The following is a 20,279-nucleotide window of genomic DNA, read 5'->3' as shown; positions in this document are numbered from 1 at the left end:
GCTGCCTCAGTGGAGCGTGCGGGCCGAAAGCGGCCGGTCGGCGGATCGGGCGGTGGTCGTGCAGTCGTGCACCGGCCGGCCGCTGCCGTGCCAGACGGACAGGGCGTAGGCGCTGAACGGGTAGTGCACCCGCGCCTGCGGCACGGTGACCCGGCCCCGGATCGAGTCGGCGGGATCGGGGTCGGCGCCGGCCGACTCGTCGTCGGCCGGCGGCACGTCGCCGTGTTCGCGCAGGATGGCCCACAACGCGCCGGGCACGGCGAACTCGTGGTCCTCGGCGACCTTGTGGATGCCGGCCCGGAACACCGCAGCGGCGGCCAGGTCCAGGCCGGTCACCCGGTCCAGGTCGGCGCGCTCGGGCAGCCGGGCCGCCGCGACCGGGTCGGCGCCCAGGTGTTCGTAGAGGAAGTCCACGGCCGCGTGGGCGTGTTGCCGGGCGCGCTCGGGGTCGCGCACCATGCGATGCAGGATCGCCTGGTAGTGCATCTCCTCGTGGATCGTCTCGGTGCCCAGTTCGGCGTACAGCGCCTCGCGCGGGAAGGTCTCGGGCGTGCGCCACGAGCGGGTGTAGTCGGCGAACCAATAGGCGGCGATCGGGTCGGGGTCGCCCGCGCGCAGGTGTTCGCCGAGCGCGGCGACCAGGTCGACCGTGCGGGTGCCGGTGGTGTGGGCCAGCACGCGCAGGGTGCAGCGCAGCAGGCACTTGTGGAACAGCGTGAGCGGGATGCGCAGTTCCATGCCGCGCAGCCAGTCCTCGAAGTCCATCCGGGCATGCCCGGTGACCACGTCCGCGATCAGGTCGGTGTTGCCGGGGTCGCACGGCAGTCGGCGGGTGGTCAGCGCGTGCTCGTCGCGGAAGCGCGCGTGGGTGTAGTCGGTGTTGTTGAGCAGCAACAACGGGTAGACCACCGGAGATCCACCGGCGGCGACCGCCTCCTCGACCCCGTCCAGGTGGGTGGCCAGCGACTCGCCGGGCAGGCCCCAGATCAGGTCGGTGTAGGTGGGGATGCCCCGATCGCGGAACTGCCGTTGCATGCGCCGGTAGTTGTCGACGCGGATGTTGGTCCGGTTGGCCAGTTGCAGCACCTCGGCGTCGAACGACTGCGCGGACAGCGTGATCGCGCCGGTCAGCCCGGCCCCGTGCAGGATCGAGGCGATCTCCACGACGCGCCCGTTGGTGTTCTTGGCCCAGTTGGTCATCACCAGCAGCCGTTTGCCGTGTCGCGCGCACAGCTCGACCAGATGCCGGGCGATCTCGGTGTCGCGGGGCAGGATGCCGAAGTTGGCGTCGGCGATGAACAGTTGGGTGCCCTGGCCGACGTTGGCGACGATCCGGTCGAGTTCGGCGCGGATGCGATCCAGCGAATACCGGCGGACCTTGGAGTTGGTCGCGCCGCCCCAGTAGCAGAACGCGCACGAGTAGGGGCAGCCCCGGTTGGTCTCGTAGACGATCATCCGGGACGCGGCCAGGTCCCGGTCCGACCACACCCGCGGGTCGAGCAGGGCGGAGGGGAGCGCGTCCAGGTCGGTGACCCGGGGCGCGTCGGCGGTGTCGATCGGGCGCCCGTTCGGTCCGGGTCGGCTGATCCCGGGGATCCGGGCCAACGCGGCGGCCGGTTCCGGGTCCGTGAGCGGGGCGTCGGGGTGCGCGAGGAAGGCCCGCAACAGGTCCCGGAAGCGCAACTCGCCCTCACCGTGCACGAGTACGTCCACCCAGGGCGCCTGGGCGAACAGCTCGCGCTGCTGGTGGGTGACGTCGTTGCCGCCGACCACGATCCGGCAGCGCGGCCAGCGCTCCTTGACTTGCCGAGCCAACTCCAGCGTGCGTACCCGGTTCCAGAAGTAGACCGTGAAGGCGACCACGAGCGGATCGTCGAGGCCCTCCGGCACCGCGAGCACCCCCGCTCGGGAGCCGCCCTGGAGGTGCACGTGCTTGTGGAAGGTCACCGCGGCGGCCACTTCGGGGTCGGCCTGGGCCGCCGCCTGGAGCTGCCCGAGCACGGCGCTGTAGCGCACGCCGGGCATCACGGTCAGCTCGACCAGATGAACCTGCCGACGGCGAGCCGATGCGACGGGCGACGACGACATTCGGGGTCTCCTGACGCGAGGGGGCGGCGGGCATGGTGCGGTGCGGTGCGGGTCAGGTGACCGAGAGCGCGTAGTCGCCGTAGGCGATGAGCTGTACGCCGGTGCCGGGCGCGGCGGCGGGCGGGATGTGGCTGAGCGAGACCACCAGTCGATCGATCACGAACTGCGGCGCCTTGGCTCCCTCCGGGCTGCCCGCGAGCGCGGCCTCCCGGCTGCCCGCGTCCAGCGGCACGCCGTCCTTGCCGCCGGCCGTGGTCATCGTGTCCCGTACCTGCACGGCGGTGAAGGCGAGCACACCGCCGTCGCGGGTGCGCAGCAGGAACGTCGGGTAGCGGGGCCCGTCGGCGGGGATGCCGCGCTCGATCAGGCATCCCTTGGCGCGCAGCGCCTGCACGCCGGCGGTCCAGCCGCCGGTGACCTGCCCGGTCAGCGTCCTGGTCGGCGACAGTGGCACCTTGGGGTCGCGTTTGCCCTGCGCGTAGTCCTGGTAGGCACGACCGAGCGTGGCCGGGTCGGCGAGCAGCGCGGCGGTGTCGGTGACCGCGGGGGCGCCGCCGGCGGCGTCCTGTTCCAGTTCGGGGATCTCCGAGCGGTCGGTGACGAACGGGTAGTAGGCCACCTTCCACGGCGCGCTCTCCCGGTCCTGGACGAACAGCAGGTACTTGGGCGACGGGGAGACCGTGTCGGACTGGAGCAGTTGGGTGATGGCGACGAAGAACTTCGGGTAGCCGGTCACTCGGGGGAAGACGAATCTGGGGTGCACGTAGCCGGTCGTGGGGACCACGATCGCCTGGGACTTGGCCACCTGGATTCCGGCCTTGCTGCCGGTGGCGGCGGGCGGCAGCTCGATCGTGTCCACCGCGGCCGGATCCAGGCTCGCGTTGATCCGGGTGTTCGCCGCGGCGTATTCCTGGAGCAGTCGGCCCGCCTGTTCGACGCTCACCGGGGGCGGGGCGCCCTGTGGCTTGGCCGGCTTGGGGTCGGCGGGCGTCTCGCCGCAGCCGGCCAGTGCGGCACCGGCGAACAGCAGGACGGCGGCGAGCACGGCAGAACGGCGGCGGACGCCCGAAGTCGCCCGGCGGGCGGGGCCGGGCGTCGAGGTCTCGCGCGCCGACGACGGGCGCGGTGCGCGCACATCCGGCGCGGCTGGTCCGGGCATGTGTCTCCGCCTCGGGTCGGTGGAACGGGGCGGTTCCGACGCCGCGGGAGGACGACTCCCGAGGCGGCGGAACCGGGTGTGCGGGTGAATCAGGTGTGCGCACCCACGTTCGGTCAGGTGCTGGTGCAGCACGGCGAGCACGAACAGCTGTACGCGTCGCCGCCGGCGACCGAGTCCAGGTCGGCCTCGGACAGTTCGCGCGTCTCCAGCAACGGCGAGTCCAGCACCCACAGTTCGTACCGACCGGTCTTCGCGCCCTCGGTCCAGGCGCGCACCTGGGCCTCCAGGTCGGGCTCGCCGCCGGCCTCACGAATGATGTCGATCGTGGCGCCGGCGGGCAGTTCGAAGCCCATCTCCGCGAGGGCGGCTCGCGGGTCCGCTTCCAATCGTGCCGCGTAGTCGTCGTCCGACCACGCCGAGGTCAGCACCTTGGCGTAGAAGCCGACGAACGCGGCTCTTTCCCTGGGCTCCACGCGAGCCCTCCTCTCCGCGACGCCGGTGGGGCCGACTGCCGGCTCAGGTGCAGCAGCAGCACGGGGAACAGCAGCAGCAGTACACGGTGCCGTCCGGGTTGTCCGGCGTTTCCAGGCCACCGCCGGCGACCGACTCGAGGTCGGCCTCGGAGAGTTCGCGCAGCTCGATCTGCGGCGAGTTGGGCACCCGCAGCTCGTACGAGCCGGTCTCGGCGCCGCTCTCCCACAGCTCGACCTGGGCCTCCAGGTCCGGCTCGCCGCCGAGGTTGCGCACGATGCGCACCGTGGCGCCGGCGGGCAGTTCCAGGCCGTGCTCGGCCAGCGCGCTGCGTGGGTCGTTCTCGAGTCGGGCCGCGTACTCGTCGTCCGACCAGGCCGCGGTCAACACCTTCGTGTAGGACCTGACGAACGCGGCCCTGTCCCTGGGGTCCATCCGAATCTCCCTCACTGGAATCCGACTTCGGGTCGCGCAGCAAATTCCGCGCCGATTCGCATCGGTCCGGAATAACGGTGTCCCACCTGTTCGGCGCCCTGTGCACGCCGGTTTCGGATCGACGTCGGCTGCGATACCGGAAGCATGCTGAGACCGCTGCGGCGCGTCAATGCCCGAATTCCTAATTGCCGGATCCCCTGCTTAGGACCCCCCTCCCCCACCCCCGGACCCCTGCCTCCCGCAGGTCAACGCGACCGTCCGGCAGGCTAGTCGAGGCACCCCCCAACGTTAGGAAACACCCTCCGATAGACATCCGCGGTGCACCCCCATACCCGAGTGCGCAACCACCGCAGAAACAGCGGGGAATCGCCGAAACGACCTTGTCCGGGCGCCTTGGCGGCGGCTAAGAATTACCGGCAGCAGCCGTCGACAGCCGCTTGTTCGATTTCGACTACGCCGGGAGAGAATTCGTGGACCTGCCTCGTCTCAAGGCACATCTCGTCGCTCGCGCCTTCGGTTCCGACCGGGTCTTCCTCGTCTGCGAGGACGGCCACTACCTGGTCCAGGGCAAGGCGGTCACCGCCGTGCTGCCGTACCTGGACGGGACGCACACCATCGCGGAGATCGCCGAGAAGCTGGCCGAGCGCTTCACGATGGGTGAAGTGGTCTTCGCCGTCTCCAAGTTCCAGCGCTTCGGCCACCTGGTGGACGGCGCGGTGGGCGAGGACCGGGCCGTCGCCGCGGCCTGGGAGGGCCTGGGACTGGACACCGCGACGGCGCTGCGCCGGCTCGGCGCGGCGCGGATCGAGGTGGCCGCGTTGGGTGCGGTGGACGCCGCCGCCGTGGTCGCCGCGCTGCGCGAGATCGGCGCGACGGTGACCCCGGTGACCCCGGCCGAGGTGGGCGCCGACGTGGCCGAGGGGCGGCACGGGCCGGACCTGACGGTGGTGCTCACCGACGACTACCTCGACCCCCGGCTGAACGCGATGGACGCCAGGTTACGCGCCGCGGGGTTGCCGTGGCTGCTCGTCAAACCGACCGGGGCCGAGGTGTGGACCGGCCCCTACCTGGTGCCCGGGCGGACCGGCTGTTGGCACTGCCTGGCCCATCGGCTGGCCGGCAACCAGCAGGTGGAAACCTTCCTGCGGCGCCGCGACGACGGCACCGTCGCCGACGACCCGATCCGCACGTCGCTGGCCGCCACCGCGTGGTCGGTGGGGCTGTCCGCACACCTGGTCGCGGCGACCGCCGCCGAACTGCTGGCCGGCGACCGCTCCGAGTACGAGGGCGTCCTGGTCTCGCTGCACGTGGCCGGCCGCCGGCTGGAGCAGCACCGGCTGATCCGGCAGCCCCAGTGCCCGGGCTGCGGCGACCCCGCGCTGCTGCTCGACCGCGATCCCAGGATCGAACTCGCCGACCAGCCGGTGGTGTTCGACGACGAGGGCGGGCACCGCACGATGCGCCCGGACGACACCTTCAACCGCCTGGAGAAGCACATCGGCCGGTTGCTGGGTGCGGTCAGCTCGCTGCGCCTGCTCAACAACGTCGACAACGGCGTCACCTTCAGCTACGCGGCGAGCCACAACTTCGCGGTGCCCGGGCGCAACATCGCGATGTTGCGGCGCAACCTGCGCGGACAAAGCGGCGGCAAGGGGCGCAGCGACGTACAGGCGCGCGTCAGCGGGGTGTGCGAGGCGATCGAGCGCTACTCGGGTGTCTGGCGCGACGACCGGTCCACCGAACCGGGCTCGTTCGCCGAACTGGGCCCGGACCTGGCGGTGCACCCCTACGACCTGCTGCTGTACTCGGACACCCAGTACGAGACGCGCGAGACGTGGAACCGGGAATCGGCCGGCCGGCTGCATCTGGTGCCCGAGCGTTTCGACGAGGCCCGGCGCCTGCACTGGTCGCGCGCGTGGTCGCTGACCGAGGACCGGCCCCGGCTGGTACCGGCCGGGTACTCCTGGTTCGGCCACCCGGACCTGCACGAGCACTTCTTCTGCTTCAGCGACGGCAACGGCAACGCGTCCGGCAACACCCTCGAAGAGGCGATCATGCAGGGCCTGTTCGAGAGTTGCGAGCGGGACGCGGTCGGCCTGTGGTGGTACAACCGGGCGCTGCGCCCGGGCTTCGACCTGGACTCGCTGCGCGAGCCGTACGTGGACACGCTGCGCGAGTTCTACGCCGGGATGCAGCGCACCCTGGAGGTCGTCGACATCACCACCGACCTGGGGGTGCCCACCTTCGCCGCGGTCTCGCGGCGCGTCGATCACCCGGTGGAGGACATCCTGCTGGGCTTCGGCGCGCACCTGGACGTGCGGATCGCGGTGTTGCGCGCGCTCACCGAGGTCAACCAGTTCCTCCCCGCGGTGATCAACCGCAATCCGGACGGCACCACCAGGTACTGGGAGGACGACCCGCACACGCTGGCCTGGCTGCACACCGCCACCGCCGAGCGGGAGCCGTGGGCGTTGCCCGCGCCGCACCTGCCGGCCACCACCCTGGCCGGCTACGGCACGCTGCACAGCGGCGACATCGCGCGCGACATCCGCGACACGGTGGACCGGCTGCGTGCGGTCGACCTGGAGGTGATCGTGCTCGACCAGTCGTTGCCCGACCTGGAGTTGCACGTGGCCAAGGTGATGGTGCCGGGGTTGCGGCACTTCTGGCGCCGACTGGGTCCGGGCCGGATGTACGACACACCGGTGCGGCTGGGCTGGCTCGACGCGCCCACGCCCGAGGCCGAGCTCAATCCGTACAGCGTCTTCTTCTGAGTGCACCGGGTGGCCCGCGGGCGCGGCCTCGTCCCGCGCCCCGGGCCCGCTCCGGTCCGGCCTCGCGCCGCCGGACCGGCCGCGCCCGCTCGCCTCGGCGCGCCCCCGTTCCGGCCCGATCCGTCCCGGAGGTTCCATGACCAGCCTCGGTATCCCGCCCGCGGCGGCGGTCGCCGCACCCGCCGAGTCCACGCCGGTGGAACGCATCGCCCTGCACCCCGGTGTGCGGGTGCGCACCGCGGCGGACGGCGCGACGTTGTTGTTCCTCGGCCCGCGCGGGCTGGGGCTGGGCGTGCTCGCGCCGGGCGTCGCGGCGGCCCTGGCGCTGCTCGCCGCACACCCGTGCGACGAGGACGACCTGCACCGGGCGGTGCTCGGGTGCGACGGCGAGGCGGCGTTGCTCAAACTGCCCGTGCTGCTGCGCCGGTTGCGCACGGGCGGGTGGCTGAGCATCCACCTGGAGGTGGCCGGCCGGCCGCTGCTGACGTTGCGGCCGCTCGCGCCGTCCTCGCCCCCGGCCGCGCGCGGCGCCGCGGTCGAACGAAAGCGGCTGCGGCTGTCCCGTTTCGCGGTGCTGCGGCGCGACGGCGAACACGCGGTGCTGGAGTCGCCGTTGGCCCCGGTCGCCGCCGAACTGCCGGATCCGGCGCTGGCCGCGCTGCTGGCCGGCCTGCCGCACCGGCTCGACGGGGCGACGCCGGGCATCGAGCGGGCGCTGGACCTGCTGGCCCGGCACGGCCTGTTGGTGGATCCCGAGGCCGAGGACGCCGACCCGGACCGGGCCCAGTGGTCGCCGCACGAGTTGTGGTTCCACGGCCGCACCCGGGCGGGGCGGCACGACCTGCCGTATGGCGGCACCTACTGGCGGGCCGGGTCGACCGAGCCGCTGCCCGCGGTGCGTCCGCCGTTCGCCGGGCCCGCGATCGAGCTGCCGCGCCCGGACCTGGACGCGCTGCGCGGCACCGACCCCACCCTCACCGAGGTGTTGGAGGGCCGCCGCTCGATCCGCGCGCACGACGACGCGGCGCCGCTGACCCTGGAGCGGCTCGGCGAGTTCCTGTACCGCTCGGCCCGCAATCGGGCGATCCTGCACGAGGAGCGGCAGGAGATCGGCGACCGGCCCTACCCCTCGGGCGGACGCTGCCACGAGTTGGAGCTGTACCCGCTGATCAACAACGTCGAGGGCGTCGCGCCCGGGCTCTACCACTACGACCCGCAGGGGCATCGCCTGGAGCGCGTCGCCGAGCCCGGCCCGGCGGTGCACCGGTTGTCCGAGGTGGCCCGCGCGACGTCGTTGATGGCCACGCCGCCGCAGGTGGTGCTGGTGGTGAGCGCGCGGTTCGGCCGGGTGATGTGGAAGTACCAGACGATGGGCTACGCGCTCGTGCTCAAGCACGTGGGCGTGCTCTACCAGACCATGTACCTGGTCGCCGCCGCGATGGGGCTGGCCGCGTGCGGACTCGGCGGTGGCGACTCCGACATGTTCGCTCTGGCCACCGGCAATCGTTGGGAACACGAGGGCAGCGTCGGCGAGTTCCTGCTCGGCACGATCGGCCCCGAGCCGGCCCGCGGCGAACCGGAACACCCCGAGCGGGCCGGCCCGGCGGGAGGCCGCGATGCACTTTCGTCGTGAGGCGCTGGAGGCGCTGAAGGCCCCCGAGGAACTGGACGCGCCGATCCGGCTGGCCCGCCCCCGAGCGTGGGCCCTGCTGCTGGCGCTGGCGCTGCTGGTCGGCTGCGCCACCGTGTGGTCGGCGACCGGCACGCTGCCGCGCAAGGTGCGGGTGCCCGGCATCCTGACCCACCCGCTGGGCGTATCGCGGGTGCAGAGCCCGCAGACCGGCCTGGTGTCCAACCTGTTCGTGGACTCGGCGACGTTGGTGCCCAAGGGCACCCCGGTGTTGTCCGTGGTCGACCAGCAGGGCGCGACCCAGATCGTCCGGGCGCCGTTCGCCGGCCGGGTGATCGGCGTCCTGGTCTCCAGCGGCCAGTACATCGCGGTGGGCACCACGTTCATGACCGTCGAGCGCACCGACGCCAACGACGACCGGCTGCTGGCCACACTGTTCGTCTCGCCGCGCAGCGCCGGGATGTTGCGGCCGGGCACCCACGTGGACGTGTCCGTGCAGTCCGCGCCGTCCCAGGCGTTCGGGCTGCTGCGCGGCCGCATCACCGCGATCGACCAGTTTCCCTATACCGCTCAGCAGGTGGCCGACTTCCTCGGCGGCGACCAACAGGCCGCGGCCCGGTTGTTGTCCGCCGGGGGCGCGGTCCGGATCACCGTCGACCTGGAGACCGATCCGCGCACGCTGAGCGGCTATCGGTGGACCAACAAGTCCGGTCCGCCGTTCCGGATCGACTCGCAGACCCCCATCACCGGCTTCGCCCGCCTGCCGGGCGAACGCCCGCTCGATTGGCTGCTTCCTGGATGACCACCACCTCGTCCCCGCCGGCCGGGGCACCCGCCGAGCCGCCCGCCCCGGCCGAGCGCGGACGCCGCGAGTCCGGCGACCGTCCGACGTCGGTCCGCACGCCCACGGTCATCCAGTTGGAGGCCGTCGAGTGTGGTGCCGCCGCGTTGGCCATGGTGCTCGCCCACTTCGGCCGCCATGTGCCGCTGGAGGAGTTGCGGCACGCGTGCGGCGTCTCCCGGGACGGCGCCAAGGCGGCGAACCTGCTGCGCGCCGCGCGCGCGTACGGACTGATCGCGCGCGGCATGCAGATGGAGACCGCGGCGCTGCTGCGCGGCCGGCCGCCGGCCATCCTGTTCTGGCGGTTCAACCACTTCGTGGTCTACGAGGGCCCGGCCCGCCGGCTGGGCCGTCCGGTGATCCGCCTCAACGACCCGGCGCAGGGCCGACGGGTGGTCACTCCCGAGGAGTTCGACGCCGCGTTCACCGGCATCGTGCTCACCTTCGAGCCCGGCCCGGACTTCCGCCGCGGTGGGCATTCGCCGCGGCTGCTCACCGATCTGCGGGCGCGCTATCGCAGCAGCGGCGGCGCGCTGCTGCTGGCGTTGCTGGCCAGTCTGTTGCTGATCCTGCCCGGGCTGGCCACGCCCGCGTTCACCCGGGTGTTCATCGATCGGGTGCTCACCGGCGGCGACCACTCGTTCCTGCCCGCGCTGCTCACCTCGATGGGGTTGGCGGCTGCGGTCACGATCGGGCTGACCATGCTGCAGCAGACCCATCTGTTGCGGGTGGAGTCCGCGTCCTCGATCCGCAGTTCGGTACGGGTGGTGCGGCATCTGCTGCGGCTGCCCGTGGTGTTCTTCACCCAGCGCAGCCCCGCCGAGATCGGCAAACGGGTCTCCTCCAACGCCACGATCGCCCAGATCCTGTCCCGCGACGTGGCCACCACCGCGGTCGGCACCCTCCTGGTACTGGTCTACGCCGGCCTGCTGTTGACCTACGACGTCCAGCTCGCCGTGATCGGGGTGGGCGTGGCGATGCTCAACATCGTGGTGCTCAAGCTGGTCTCCCGGATGCGCACCGACACCGTGGCCCGGCTGCGCGCGGATCGCTCCGGGTTGGTCGCCGCCTCGTACAACGGCCTGCAACTGATCGAGACGCTCAAGGCCACCGGCGCCGAGGGCGACTACTTCAAGCGCTGGGCCGGGTTCCAGGCCCGGGTGGTGTCCGGGCAACAACGTCTGGGCGCGCCCACCGCGATGCTGGCCGTGGTCCCCCCGATGCTGGCCGCGGTCGACAGCGGTCTGCTGTTGTGGATCGGCGGACTGCGGGCGATCGACGGGCACATGTCGATCGGCCTGCTGGTCGCCTTCCAGACGCTGGTCACCTCGTTCAGCCGACCGGTGGCCCAACTGGCCAATCTCGGGCCGCGTCTGCAGGACGTCACCGCCGACGTGAATCGGCTCAAGGACATCGAGAAGTTTCCGCCGGCGCCCGAGTTCCTGGAGGACGAAACGGCTCGCCGGGCCCGGTTCGGCAACGGTCACGAGCACACCCCGGTGCTCGCCGGCCGGATCGAACTCGCCCACGTCACCTTCGGCTACAGCCCGTTGGGCAAACCGCTCCTGGACGACTTCTCGCTGCGGGTGGGCCCCGGCGAGCGGGTCGCCCTGGTCGGCGGTTCGGGCAGCGGCAAGTCCACGGTGAGCCGGTTGATCGCCGGCCTGTACGAGCCGTGGAGCGGGGAGTTGCTCTTCGACGGCCGGCCCCGCCGGGACTATCCGCGCGACGTGATGGGCACCGCGGTCGCGTTCGTGGACCAGGACATCTTCCTGTTCGAGGGCACCGTGCGCGACAACGTGACGCTGTGGGACGACTCGATCCCGGACGAAGCGGTGGTGGCCGCGCTGCGCGACGCCGCCGTGTACGACGTGGTCGCGGCGCGCGCCGGCACCATCCACAGCGCGGTGTCCGAGGGCGGCCGCAACTTCTCCGGCGGGCAGCGTCAACGCCTGGAGATCGCCCGCGCGCTGGTCCGCAATCCCAGCGTGCTGGTCCTGGACGAGGCCACCAGCGCGCTGGACGCGCAGACCGAGGCGACCATCGACGACAACCTGCGCCGACGCGGCTGTGCGTGCGTGATCATCGCGCATCGCCTGTCCACGGTGCGCGACAGCGACGAGATCGTCGTACTCGAACAGGGCCGGGTCGCGCAGCGCGGCGACCACCACACGCTCGCCGCCGTCGCCGGGCCGTACGCCGAACTGATCCGCGACCAGTAGCCGGTTCCGACCCACCGACTCGCCCACGCCCGGGGCGGACGGCATTCACCGGTCCGACACCGGGTCGGCCAGACGCCGTGCCGACACCGGGCCGACCCGACGCCGTGCCGGCCCGACGTCCGGCTTCGGAGAGCGACACGCCTTGACCGCCACCCGCGCACCGCCCGATGGAGGAAGCACGATGACCGAGCCCCCGCAGGGCTTCGACCCCGCCGAGCCGCCCGACGAGACGCCGTTGGACCTGCGCGTGCTCGGCGACCGCCTGGGGCCCGAGCCGGCCGGTGCCTTCGCGCTCGTCGGCGCGCACGAGGTGTGGTTCGTCACCGCCGGCATGGTGGACGTGTTCGCCACCACCGAGGAGGAGGGCGGCCGCTGGCAGTTCCTGTGCCGGGTGGGTGCCGGCACGGTGTTGTGCGGGGTGCCCCCGGGCGGAACCGCGATGCTGGGCAAGCCGCTGCCCGGCGGCGTGGTGCGCACCGCCGCGCTGGCCGACGCGCTCACCGCCGCCGCCGGGGACGACGCGTTCGCCGGGTGCTTCGCGCTCGGTCTGGATCGCGGCCTGGGCGCGCTGGCGGACGCGGTGCGCCTGGGCCTGCCGCCGCGTACCTTCACCGCCCTGGAGGCCGGGGACGGCGCGGAGTTGCCCGCCGGCGGCTCGGCCCGCTCGGTCGAGGGCACGCTGTGGGTGCGGGTGCTCTCCGGCTCGGTGTGCATCGGCGGCCCGAACGAGGACACCGCCGAGTCCGGCGAGCGCGGGCCGGGCACGGCGGCCCGACCCGGCGCGGCGGCCGGCCCGGATGCCGAGGCGGTGCCCGCGGTCGGGTTCGGCGGCCGGCTGGCGATCGGCGCGGCCGACTGGCTGTACTCCGCCGACGGCGCGTTCGTGCACGTGGTACGCACCCGCGACGTGCTCGCGGAGGCCGTGTTCGCCACCGACCTGGCCCGCCACCAGCACACCCTGATGCAGCGCGTGGACGAGCGGCTGCGCGGCCGACGCGGCAACGCGGGTCGCGAGCTGGACGCCCGGCGGCTGGTCGACGCCGAGGCGCTGCGCCGCTCCTCGCGCGCGCTGGGCGCGGTGCTCGACCCCTATCGGCCGGTCCGCCGACCCGGCCTGGACGTGGCGGACCAGGACGACTACCTCGCGGTGGCCCGGGTGGTCGGGCAGGCGGGCGGGGTGCAGGTCACCCGCTCGGGCACCTCGGAGGCCGCCGACGCCCGGCTGGACCCGCTGGAGCGGATCGCGGTTTCCTCCGGCTTCCGGGTGCGCGACGTGCAGTTGGTGGACCGCTGGTGGCGCACCGACTCGGGGCCGCTGGTCGGCCATGTGCGCGCGGTGGACCCGGATACGGACCCGCGCCGCCCGGTCGCGTTGGTGTGGCGGCGGCGGCGCTATCACGTGCTCGACCCGGCCGGCACCGACTGGAAGCCGGTGACCCGGGCGCTGGCCGGCACCCTGGAGCGGCGCGCGACGATGTTCTATCCGGCGTTGCCGGAGCAGCCCGGGGGCCCGCGCGCGTTGTTGCGCTTCGGCGTCCGGGGCAGCCTGCGCGATCTGCTGGTGCTGCTCGGCTGCGGATCGGCGGCGGCGTTGCTCGGCCTGCTGGTGCCGGTGCTGACCGGCAAGGTGCTCGGCGTGTTCGTGCCGCAGGGCGATCGGGCCCTGGTCAGCCGGATGTGCGTGGTGCTGATCGTGTCCGCGCTGTTGGCCGCCGCCCTGTCGGCGGTGCAGAACCTGTCCCTGCTCCGGGTCGAGGGCCGGTTCGAGGCGTCCGCGCAGGCGGCCGTGTGGGATCGGCTGTTGCGCCTGCCCACCGGGTTCTTCGGGTCGGTCTCCTCCGGGTCGCTGAGCAGCGCCGCGATGGGCATCAGCGGGTTGCGCGAGATCCTCAGCGGGGTCACCGCGTTGTTCGTGCCCGCGTTCCTGGTCTTCGTGGTCGATCTGGGGCTGCTGTTCTTCTACAGCGTGCCGCTGGCGCTGCTGTCCACCGGGCTCGCGCTGCTCGGCGGCGCGGTGTGCGCGATCGCCGGGTTGCGGCAGATGCACTGGCAGCGCGAACTGGTCGACGAGGAACACCGGTTGTCCGGCCGCATGTTCCAACTGTTGTCCGGGCTACCCAAGTTGCGGGTGGCGGCGGCCGAGGACCGGGCGTTCGCGTTCTGGGCGATGGGTTTCGCCCGGGGTCGGATGTTGACCGTGCGCACCCGCCGGTTGCAGAACCTGGTCACCGTGTTCAACTCGGGTTACCTGCTGGTCTGCACCCTGGTGCTGTTCGCGATGGCCGCGGGGCCGGCGGCCGGGCAGTTGGACGTCGGCGACTTCCTGTCCTTCAACGTCGCCTTCACCGTGATGCTCGGCTCGATGCTCCAGATGACCGCGAGCGTGACCATGGTGGCCGCGGCGGTGCCGTTGTACGAGGGCGTGCAGCCGGTGTTGCGGGCGCTGCCCGAGGTGTTGGAGTCCAAGCAGCCGCCGGGCGATCTGTACGGCGGCATCGAGGTCAGCCGGTTGACCTTCGGCTATCACCGGGACGGGCCGCCGGTGCTGGAGGAGGTGAACCTGCGGGCCCGGCCGGGCGAGTTCGTGGCCGTCGTGGGGCCGACCGGCTGCGGCAAGTCGACCCTGCTGCGCCTGTTGATCGGCTTCGAGGAGCCGACCGCCGGATCGGTGCTCTACGACGGCCAGGACCTGGCGTCGTTGGATGTGGCGGCCGTGCGACGACAGTTCGGCGTGGTGTTGCAAAACGGCCAACTGTTCGCGGGCAGCGTGCTGCACAACATCTGCGGGCTGCGCAACTACACCCTCGACGAGGCGTGGGAGGCCGCCGAGATGGCCGGTCTGGACGAGGATCTGGGGCGCATGCCGATGGGCATGCACACCGTCCTCAACGACGGCGCGGTGACCCTGTCCGCCGGGCAGCGGCAGCGCCTGATGATCGCCCGGGCGTTGATCGGGCGCCCGCGCATCCTGTTCTTCGACGAGGCGACCAGTGCGCTGGACAACCGCACGCAGGAGGTGGTCACCCAGAGCACCCGCCGGCTCAACGCCACCCGGATCATCATCGCGCACCGGTTGTCCACGGTGATGCAGGCCGATCGCATCGTCGTGCTCGACGCCGGGCGAGTGGTCCAGCAGGGGCCGCCGGATCAGTTGCTGGCCGACGAGGACGGCCTGTTCCACCGCTTGGTGCAACGTCAGATGGCCTGACCCGCACGCGAGTTCCCGCCCACGCCGGTTCACCCCGCCCTGGAGGTCCGCCATGTCCGAATCCCCCGTACGCCGGCGTCCGCCCGGTCCCGCCGACGAACTCGACCTGGCCGGCATCCGCGACGATCCGTTGGCCTTCCTCACCGAACTCGCCACCGAGTACGGAGATCTGTGCAGTCATCGCACCCGGGGCGAGGTGGTGTGGTTCGTCAATCGGCCGGATCTGGTCCGGCACATCCTCAAGGACAACTACACCGCGTGGACGAAGGCGGGCACCCCCGACGACTTCATGCTCACTCCGCTGCTCGGCACCGGGCTGCTGACCAGCGACGGGCCGGTCTGGGAGCGGCAACGCCGGTTGTGCGCGCCCGCGTTCCGCAGCCGCCAGGTGGCGGCGTTCGACACGCTGATGACCGACGCCGCGGCGGATCTGGCCGACGCGTGGAGCCGGGCCGCGCGGGAGGGTCGGTCCGTCCGGGTCGACCACGACTTCACCGCGCTCACCCTGCGGATCGTCGCGGACGCGCTGCTGGGCGCGGATCTGGCCGCGGCCGGGCCCGGGTTCGGTCGCGCCGTCGACGACATCAACCGCTTCATCGGCCACTTCGACGGCGAGCCGACCGCGCCGGTCGTGGCCGACGCCGCGTTTCGCCGGCTGCGCGGGTCGTATCTGGCCGCGCAGACCTTCCTGGAGCGGGTGGTGGGCATGCTCGTGGCCGCGCGGCGCTACACCGGGCCGCCGCCGGATCGCCCGGCCGATCTGCTGGACGCGATGCTCGCGGCCCGGGACGAGCACGGGGACACGTTCAGCGATCGGGAGTTGCACGATCAGGTGCTGACCATGGTGATGGCCGGGCACGAGACCACCGCCAAGGCGCTGAGTTGGACGGTGCATCTGCTGGATCGGCATCCCGAACACGCGGCGGCGGTCCGGGCCGAACTGGCCCGGGTGTTGGGCGGCCGGCCGCCGCGGGCCGAGGATCTGCCCCGCCTGGAGCTGACCCGGCGCTGCCTGGAGGAGGCGATCCGGTTGTATCCGCCGGTGTGGTTGATCTCCCGGCGGGCCGGCGCGGAGGACGTGCTCGACGGGTTGACGGTGCCCGAGGGCACGCTCGTGTGCATCAGTCCATGGACGCTGCACCGGCACCCGCGGGTGTGGGAGGCACCGGAGGAGTTCCGGCCCGAGCGGTTCGCCGCGAGTGCCCGGCAGGCCCGACCCGCGCACGCCTACGTGCCGTTCGGCGGTGGCCCCCGGGTGTGCATCGGCCAGTCGTTCGCGACCACGGAGGCGGTGCTGGTGCTGGGTACCATCCTGCAACGGCTGGAACTGCGCGGTGTCGTCGGCCATCCGGTGGTGCCGGAGGCGCTGGTGACGCTGCGGCCTCGGGACGGGTTGCTGATGACACCGCACCTGCTCGCGGACGGCGGCACCCGGTGAGCGGCGCGATCCACCCCGGCGGCAGTTACCGGCCGCAGGCCGAATGGGGCGGGTTGCCGGGCGAGGTGCGCCGGCTGGAGACCCAGGCGGAGCTGAGTTGGGCGCACGAGTGGCGGGTGCTCGCCGATTGGGCGCCGGCCGAGGGCGGGGCGGTGCTGGACGCCGGATGCGGTACCGGGGCGGTGACCCGGCGGTTGCGGACGCGACTGGCCGACCCCGGCACCCGGGTGGTGGGGTTGGACGCGGACGAGCGCCTGTTGGCGGTGGCCCGGGCGACCCGACCCGTCGAGGGGATTCGCTACGTGGCGGGCGATCTGGCCCGACCGCCGCTGCCGGCCGCGGGGTTCGACCTGGTGCTGGCTCGGTACGTCTTTCAGCATCTGGCCGATCCGGTCGGCGTCGCGCGCTCGCTGGCGGGCCTGCTGCGGCCGGGCGGCCGGCTGGCCGTCGTCGACGTGGACGCCGGCCTGTGGGGCTGCGCCGAGCCGGATCTGTCGGTGTTCTCCGCCGATGCCTACCGTGCGCTGGGTTCGGCCCAGGCGGCGGACGGCGGGGATCGGTTGGTGGCCCGCCGGCTGCCGCGGATCCTGCGCGCGGCGGGCCTGACGGAGGTCGGCGTACGGCCGTTCGCCTACACCAGCGACGAGGTCGGCGGGGTCGCCGCGCTCGCGCCGCAGTTGTCGCCGGAGCGGTTGCTGCCGCTGGTCGAGCGGGGTGTCCTGGGGGTGGCCGCGTACGCTCGGGCGATGGCCGCGTGGGAACGGTTCGTGGCGCTGGACGGGTTCACCCTGCTGCTGGGCTTCGCCGTCGGCGGGCGGGTGCGCTGAGCCGCGGCGCGCCGGGCCGTCTCCGGTCCGGCGCGCGTCGGCCGAGGGCCGGGGTGCCGGACCCGGGCCCGGTCCGGCGGATCCTGGTGGATCGGGCCGCGTCGTCCGGTGCGGTGCCGGGCGGCGCGGCCCCACCGGCGGACCGGGCCTAGTTCGGCGCCAGGCGGGTGGACAGGGCGGAGCGGCCGGTGATGCCCAGCTTGCGGTAGACGTGGGTCAGGTGCACCTCGACCGTGCCGCGGGTGACGCACAGGAACTCGGCGATGGCACGGTTGGTGTGCCCGGCCGCGGCGAGTTCGGCGATCTGGCGTTCCGAGGGAGTCAGTGAGCCGGGACCGGACAGGCTGGTGCGGCGCAGTCGGCCGCCGCAGGCCAGCAGGTCCTTGTGCGCCCGCTCCACCAGCAGGTCCCAGCCGCACTCCTGGGCCAGGCCCATCCCGCGCCGCAACGACTGTCGGGCCGCGGCGGCCTGCCCGGCCAGCGCGTGGACCCGACCCGACTCGACGAGGGACTCGGCCAGTTGCAGTCGGGCTCCGGAGTTCTCCAGGACGGCGACCGACTCCTCCAGCAAGCGGGCCGCGACGCGCGGGGGTTCGATCCGGGCCCGGTTGCGCAGCGCCTCGCCGATGGTGGCCGCCGCACCCCAGCGCCGGGCCGTCTCCAGGCCCTCGTCCAGCAGTGACACCGCCTCGTCGCGTCGGTCCAGTTCGGTCAGCGCCAGGCCCGCGCCGCCGCGCCAGTCGCTCGACGCCGGGTTGACGATGCCCAGTTCGGCCAGTCGGCGGCCGCATTCCAGATAGTCGGCCAGTGCTCCGCGCAGGTCTCCCGTCGCATGGCGACATCGCCCGCGCACGCCCAACGCGGTGGCCCGCGCGCGCGGGACGCCCAGTGCCCCGCGCAACATCACGGCGGCGGTGTCGTATTGGCCCAGGACGACCCGGATCCAGGCCAGTTGCACCCGGGTGAGCTGGGCCAGTGCGGACAGTTCGGGGCCGCGCGCGAGTCGGCTGGCGGTGCGCGCCTCGGTCAGCGCCTCGGACAGGTTCCCGGCCCGCAGCGCGATGTCCGCGCACAGGCAGTGGGCGACCACGGCGGGCAGGCCGATCCGCGAGTGCGCGGGCCCGATCGCCGCGCCCGCGGTCAGACCGGCGGCCCAGGTGCGTGCCTCGTCCAGCCGCCCGGCCCAGGCCAGCACCACCACGCTGCGCAGCAGCAGCAGCCCCGAGGCGCTGCCTCGGGCCGGCTCGCCGGCGAGCGCGCGTTCGATCAGGTCCAGCGCCACCGTGCTCGGTTCGGCCCGGCACGCGCTGTCCGAGGCCAACGCGGCGAGCAGTTCGCGTTCGCCCGCGGTGACCCCGGTGACCTCGGCCGGGAGTTGGGCGCCGTACCGGATTTCCCGGGTCGAGGGGGCGCCACCGGGTGCCGCCTGGTGCATCACCGCGCGTAGCCGCAACCGCAGGTCCGGGTCGAGGCAGTCCTGTGCGGCCAGTTCGCCCAGCCGGGACGCGGCGCCGTGGGTCGGGCGCATCACCGATTCGACGCAGTCGCCCTCGCGCAACACCTGCGCATGGCACAGTTCGAGGATCGCCTCGGCGCGCTCGACCGGATCGGTGAGCAGCCGCAGCGCCTCCTCCAGATGGCGACCGGCGGCCTCGGGTGCGGTCGGCACCTCGGCCCGGCCGAGCAACACGAGCAGCCGCGCGCGGTGTTCCGGGGCCGGGTCGTCGCGCAGCGCGCGCCGGGCGTACTCGGCGCAGCGCAGCGTGGCCCCCGTCTCCAGCGCGATGCGCCCCGCCTCGTAGAGCACCGCGCCCGCCCAGGCGTGGTCGTCCGCGTCCAGCGTGTCGATCCGCAACAGGTGGTCGGCGACGCGCGTAACCGGCGCGCCGTAGTCGCCCAGCCGGCGGGCGGCCCGCAGGTGCCGATCGCGCAGCAGTGCCTCCGGGATGGTGTCGTGCACGGCGTCGCGCAACTCGGGGGTGCGGAACATCAACCGGCTGCCCGCCGGCGCCCGGCGCAGCGCGCCGATCCGGACCAGTTCGGCCAGCGGGCCGTCCAGCCGGTCCGGGCCGGTGCCCAGCAGGTCGGCCACGATGTCCAGGTCGGCGCCGTCGCCGAAGAGCGCGGTGGTCCGGGCCAACGCCCGGACCCGTTCCGGTTGGCGGGCCAGTCGGGTGGTCACCGCCGCGGCCTCGATCCGGGCGGCGATCCGGCGGATGTGGTCGGCCCGGGTCAGCCGGGGCCTGCCGTCGACGTGGCCGGCGACACGGGTGATGCCCAGTTCGGGCGGCAGCCCGGCCTGGAGTTGGGCCTCGATCAGCCGGGTCAGGTATTCGGGCACGCCACCGGTGACGTGGTGGCACAACCGGACGAAGGGGTCGTCGGGCACGCGCCCGGCGTAGGCCCGTTGGACGAGTTCGCGGGCGCTGTGCACGGAAAGCGGACGCAGCGTGGTCTCGTGGCAGGCGGCCTGGGCGCCGATGTCGTCGAGGACGTCCCGGGCCGGGAGGTCGTCGTCGGTGCGCACGCCCAGGACCACCAGCAACGGCAGCCGGGACAGGCGCCGGACCAGGTAGGCGAACCAGCGCAGCGAGGCGTCGTCCATCCACTGCGCGTGGTCGGCGACAATCACCCGGGGGCAGCGGCGCACGGCGGGCAGCAGTGCCTCGTAGAGTTCGTCGAAGAGTTGCCGATCGTTGTCGGGGACGGTGTGCGGCAGGGCTCGGCGCAGTTCGTCGAAGCGGCCGTCTCCGGGACTGTCCGTCGCGTCGTCGAAGCCGGTGAGCAACTGGCGCAGCGCGGCGAAGGGTTCGTGCGCGTCGCGGTGCTGGCAGGAGACCAGGATCGGCGCGGCGCCGGCCCGGCGTTGCCGGTCGGTGAACTCGACGAGCAGTGCGCGGCACCACATCCCGGACGGGGTGCGGATGATCACGGCGCGACCACCGGCGCCGGTTCGCGAGGCGCGTGCGTGCGCCAGCAGATCGGAAAGTTCGGATACCCGCTCCGGTTCCACTGAAGCGTTCCCCTTCCCCCGGGCGCGGCCCGCACCGCGGCGCTGTGCGGGGAGATGACAGCGTTGCTCGTCGGGAACGCCGCCGACGGCTCCCCCGCGGGGCCGGTGCGGTGTGTCGCGATCGGGGACGTGGGGTGCCGCCGTCCCGTCCTGGTCCGGTCGTGCGTTGGTCG

The 20,279-nt window shown here is 73.1% G+C and carries 12 protein-coding genes; 7 read left to right on the top strand and 5 right to left on the bottom strand.

Annotated elements, in window-relative coordinates:
* Positions 1 to 6: 6 nt before the first annotated feature.
* From ABZ374_RS26440 to ABZ374_RS26425, 4 genes are all read right to left on the bottom strand, one after another.
* On the bottom strand, positions 7 to 2,088 hold the full coding sequence (locus ABZ374_RS26440) for a radical SAM protein (RefSeq protein ID WP_360315214.1): 2,082 nt from the start codon (positions 2,086 to 2,088) through the stop codon (positions 7 to 9).
* Positions 2,089 to 2,140: 52 nt separating this feature from the next.
* The gene (locus ABZ374_RS26435; RefSeq protein WP_360315212.1) at positions 2,141 to 3,247 is read right to left on the bottom strand and encodes a hypothetical protein; all 1,107 of its coding nucleotides are present in this window, start codon (positions 3,245 to 3,247) and stop codon (positions 2,141 to 2,143) included.
* A 113-nt stretch (positions 3,248 to 3,360) separates the two neighbouring features.
* Positions 3,361 to 3,720, bottom strand: a complete 360-nt coding sequence (locus tag ABZ374_RS26430) for a hypothetical protein (protein ID WP_020548415.1) — start codon at positions 3,718 to 3,720, stop codon at positions 3,361 to 3,363.
* A gap of 43 nt (positions 3,721 to 3,763) precedes the next feature.
* On the bottom strand, positions 3,764 to 4,153 hold the full coding sequence (locus ABZ374_RS26425; protein ID WP_360315210.1) for a hypothetical protein: 390 nt from the start codon (positions 4,151 to 4,153) through the stop codon (positions 3,764 to 3,766).
* 470 nt (positions 4,154 to 4,623) lie between these two features.
* Here ABZ374_RS26425 and ABZ374_RS26420 point away from each other — a divergent pair, with 470 nt between their 5' ends.
* The 7 genes from ABZ374_RS26420 to ABZ374_RS26390 all read left to right on the top strand — a co-directional run bounded on the left by ABZ374_RS26420 (position 4,624) and on the right by ABZ374_RS26390 (position 17,093).
* Positions 4,624 to 6,927, top strand: coding sequence for a TOMM precursor leader peptide-binding protein (locus tag ABZ374_RS26420; RefSeq protein WP_360315208.1), 2,304 nt, complete (start codon positions 4,624 to 4,626; stop codon positions 6,925 to 6,927).
* Between the two features lie 136 nt (positions 6,928 to 7,063).
* Positions 7,064 to 8,560 (top strand): SagB family peptide dehydrogenase, encoded by a 1,497-nt coding sequence (locus ABZ374_RS26415; RefSeq protein WP_360315206.1) that lies wholly within the window; start codon positions 7,064 to 7,066, stop codon positions 8,558 to 8,560.
* The gene (locus ABZ374_RS26410; protein ID WP_360315204.1) at positions 8,544 to 9,359 is read left to right on the top strand and encodes an HlyD family efflux transporter periplasmic adaptor subunit; all 816 of its coding nucleotides are present in this window, start codon (positions 8,544 to 8,546) and stop codon (positions 9,357 to 9,359) included. The genes ABZ374_RS26415 and ABZ374_RS26410 overlap by 17 nt, the downstream gene beginning before the upstream one ends.
* Positions 9,356 to 11,620, top strand: a complete 2,265-nt coding sequence (locus ABZ374_RS26405; RefSeq protein WP_360315202.1) for an NHLP family bacteriocin export ABC transporter peptidase/permease/ATPase subunit — start codon at positions 9,356 to 9,358, stop codon at positions 11,618 to 11,620. The genes ABZ374_RS26410 and ABZ374_RS26405 overlap by 4 nt, the downstream gene beginning before the upstream one ends.
* A 181-nt stretch (positions 11,621 to 11,801) precedes the next feature.
* Positions 11,802 to 14,828 (top strand): NHLP bacteriocin export ABC transporter permease/ATPase subunit, encoded by a 3,027-nt coding sequence (locus ABZ374_RS26400; protein WP_360315201.1) that lies wholly within the window; start codon positions 11,802 to 11,804, stop codon positions 14,826 to 14,828.
* A gap of 52 nt (positions 14,829 to 14,880) precedes the next feature.
* Positions 14,881 to 16,266 (top strand): cytochrome P450, encoded by a 1,386-nt coding sequence (locus ABZ374_RS26395; RefSeq protein ID WP_360315200.1) that lies wholly within the window; start codon positions 14,881 to 14,883, stop codon positions 16,264 to 16,266.
* Positions 16,263 to 17,093: a methyltransferase domain-containing protein gene (locus tag ABZ374_RS26390; protein WP_360315198.1), complete on the top strand. Its 831-nt coding sequence runs from the start codon at positions 16,263 to 16,265 to the stop codon at positions 17,091 to 17,093. The genes ABZ374_RS26395 and ABZ374_RS26390 overlap by 4 nt, the downstream gene beginning before the upstream one ends.
* Positions 17,094 to 17,241: 148 nt before the next feature.
* Here ABZ374_RS26390 and ABZ374_RS26385 read toward each other — a convergent pair whose 3' ends face one another.
* The gene (locus ABZ374_RS26385; protein WP_360315196.1) at positions 17,242 to 20,106 is read right to left on the bottom strand and encodes a LuxR C-terminal-related transcriptional regulator; all 2,865 of its coding nucleotides are present in this window, start codon (positions 20,104 to 20,106) and stop codon (positions 17,242 to 17,244) included.
* Positions 20,107 to 20,279 lie beyond the last annotated feature (173 nt).

Source organism: Embleya sp. NPDC005971 (assembly GCF_040629175.1).
In the GTDB taxonomy this organism is placed as follows: domain Bacteria; phylum Actinomycetota; class Actinomycetes; order Streptomycetales; family Streptomycetaceae; genus Embleya.
Note: the sequence above shows the minus strand (reverse complement) of the source record. Positions and strands in the feature narration are given on the sequence as shown.

Coding starts and splice junctions, on each gene's coding strand:
- ABZ374_RS26440 (WP_360315214.1), bottom strand. CDS start 2,088: ATGTCGTCGTCGCCCGTCGCATCGGCTCGCCGTCGGCAGGTTCATCTG.
- ABZ374_RS26435 (WP_360315212.1), bottom strand. CDS start 3,247: ATGCCCGGACCAGCCGCGCCGGATGTGCGCGCACCGCGCCCGTCGTCG.
- ABZ374_RS26425 (WP_360315210.1), bottom strand. CDS start 4,153: ATGGACCCCAGGGACAGGGCCGCGTTCGTCAGGTCCTACACGAAGGTG.
- ABZ374_RS26415 (WP_360315206.1), top strand. CDS start 7,064: ATGACCAGCCTCGGTATCCCGCCCGCGGCGGCGGTCGCCGCACCCGCC.
- ABZ374_RS26410 (WP_360315204.1), top strand. CDS start 8,544: ATGCACTTTCGTCGTGAGGCGCTGGAGGCGCTGAAGGCCCCCGAGGAA.
- ABZ374_RS26405 (WP_360315202.1), top strand. CDS start 9,356: ATGACCACCACCTCGTCCCCGCCGGCCGGGGCACCCGCCGAGCCGCCC.
- ABZ374_RS26400 (WP_360315201.1), top strand. CDS start 11,802: ATGACCGAGCCCCCGCAGGGCTTCGACCCCGCCGAGCCGCCCGACGAG.
- ABZ374_RS26395 (WP_360315200.1), top strand. CDS start 14,881: ATGTCCGAATCCCCCGTACGCCGGCGTCCGCCCGGTCCCGCCGACGAA.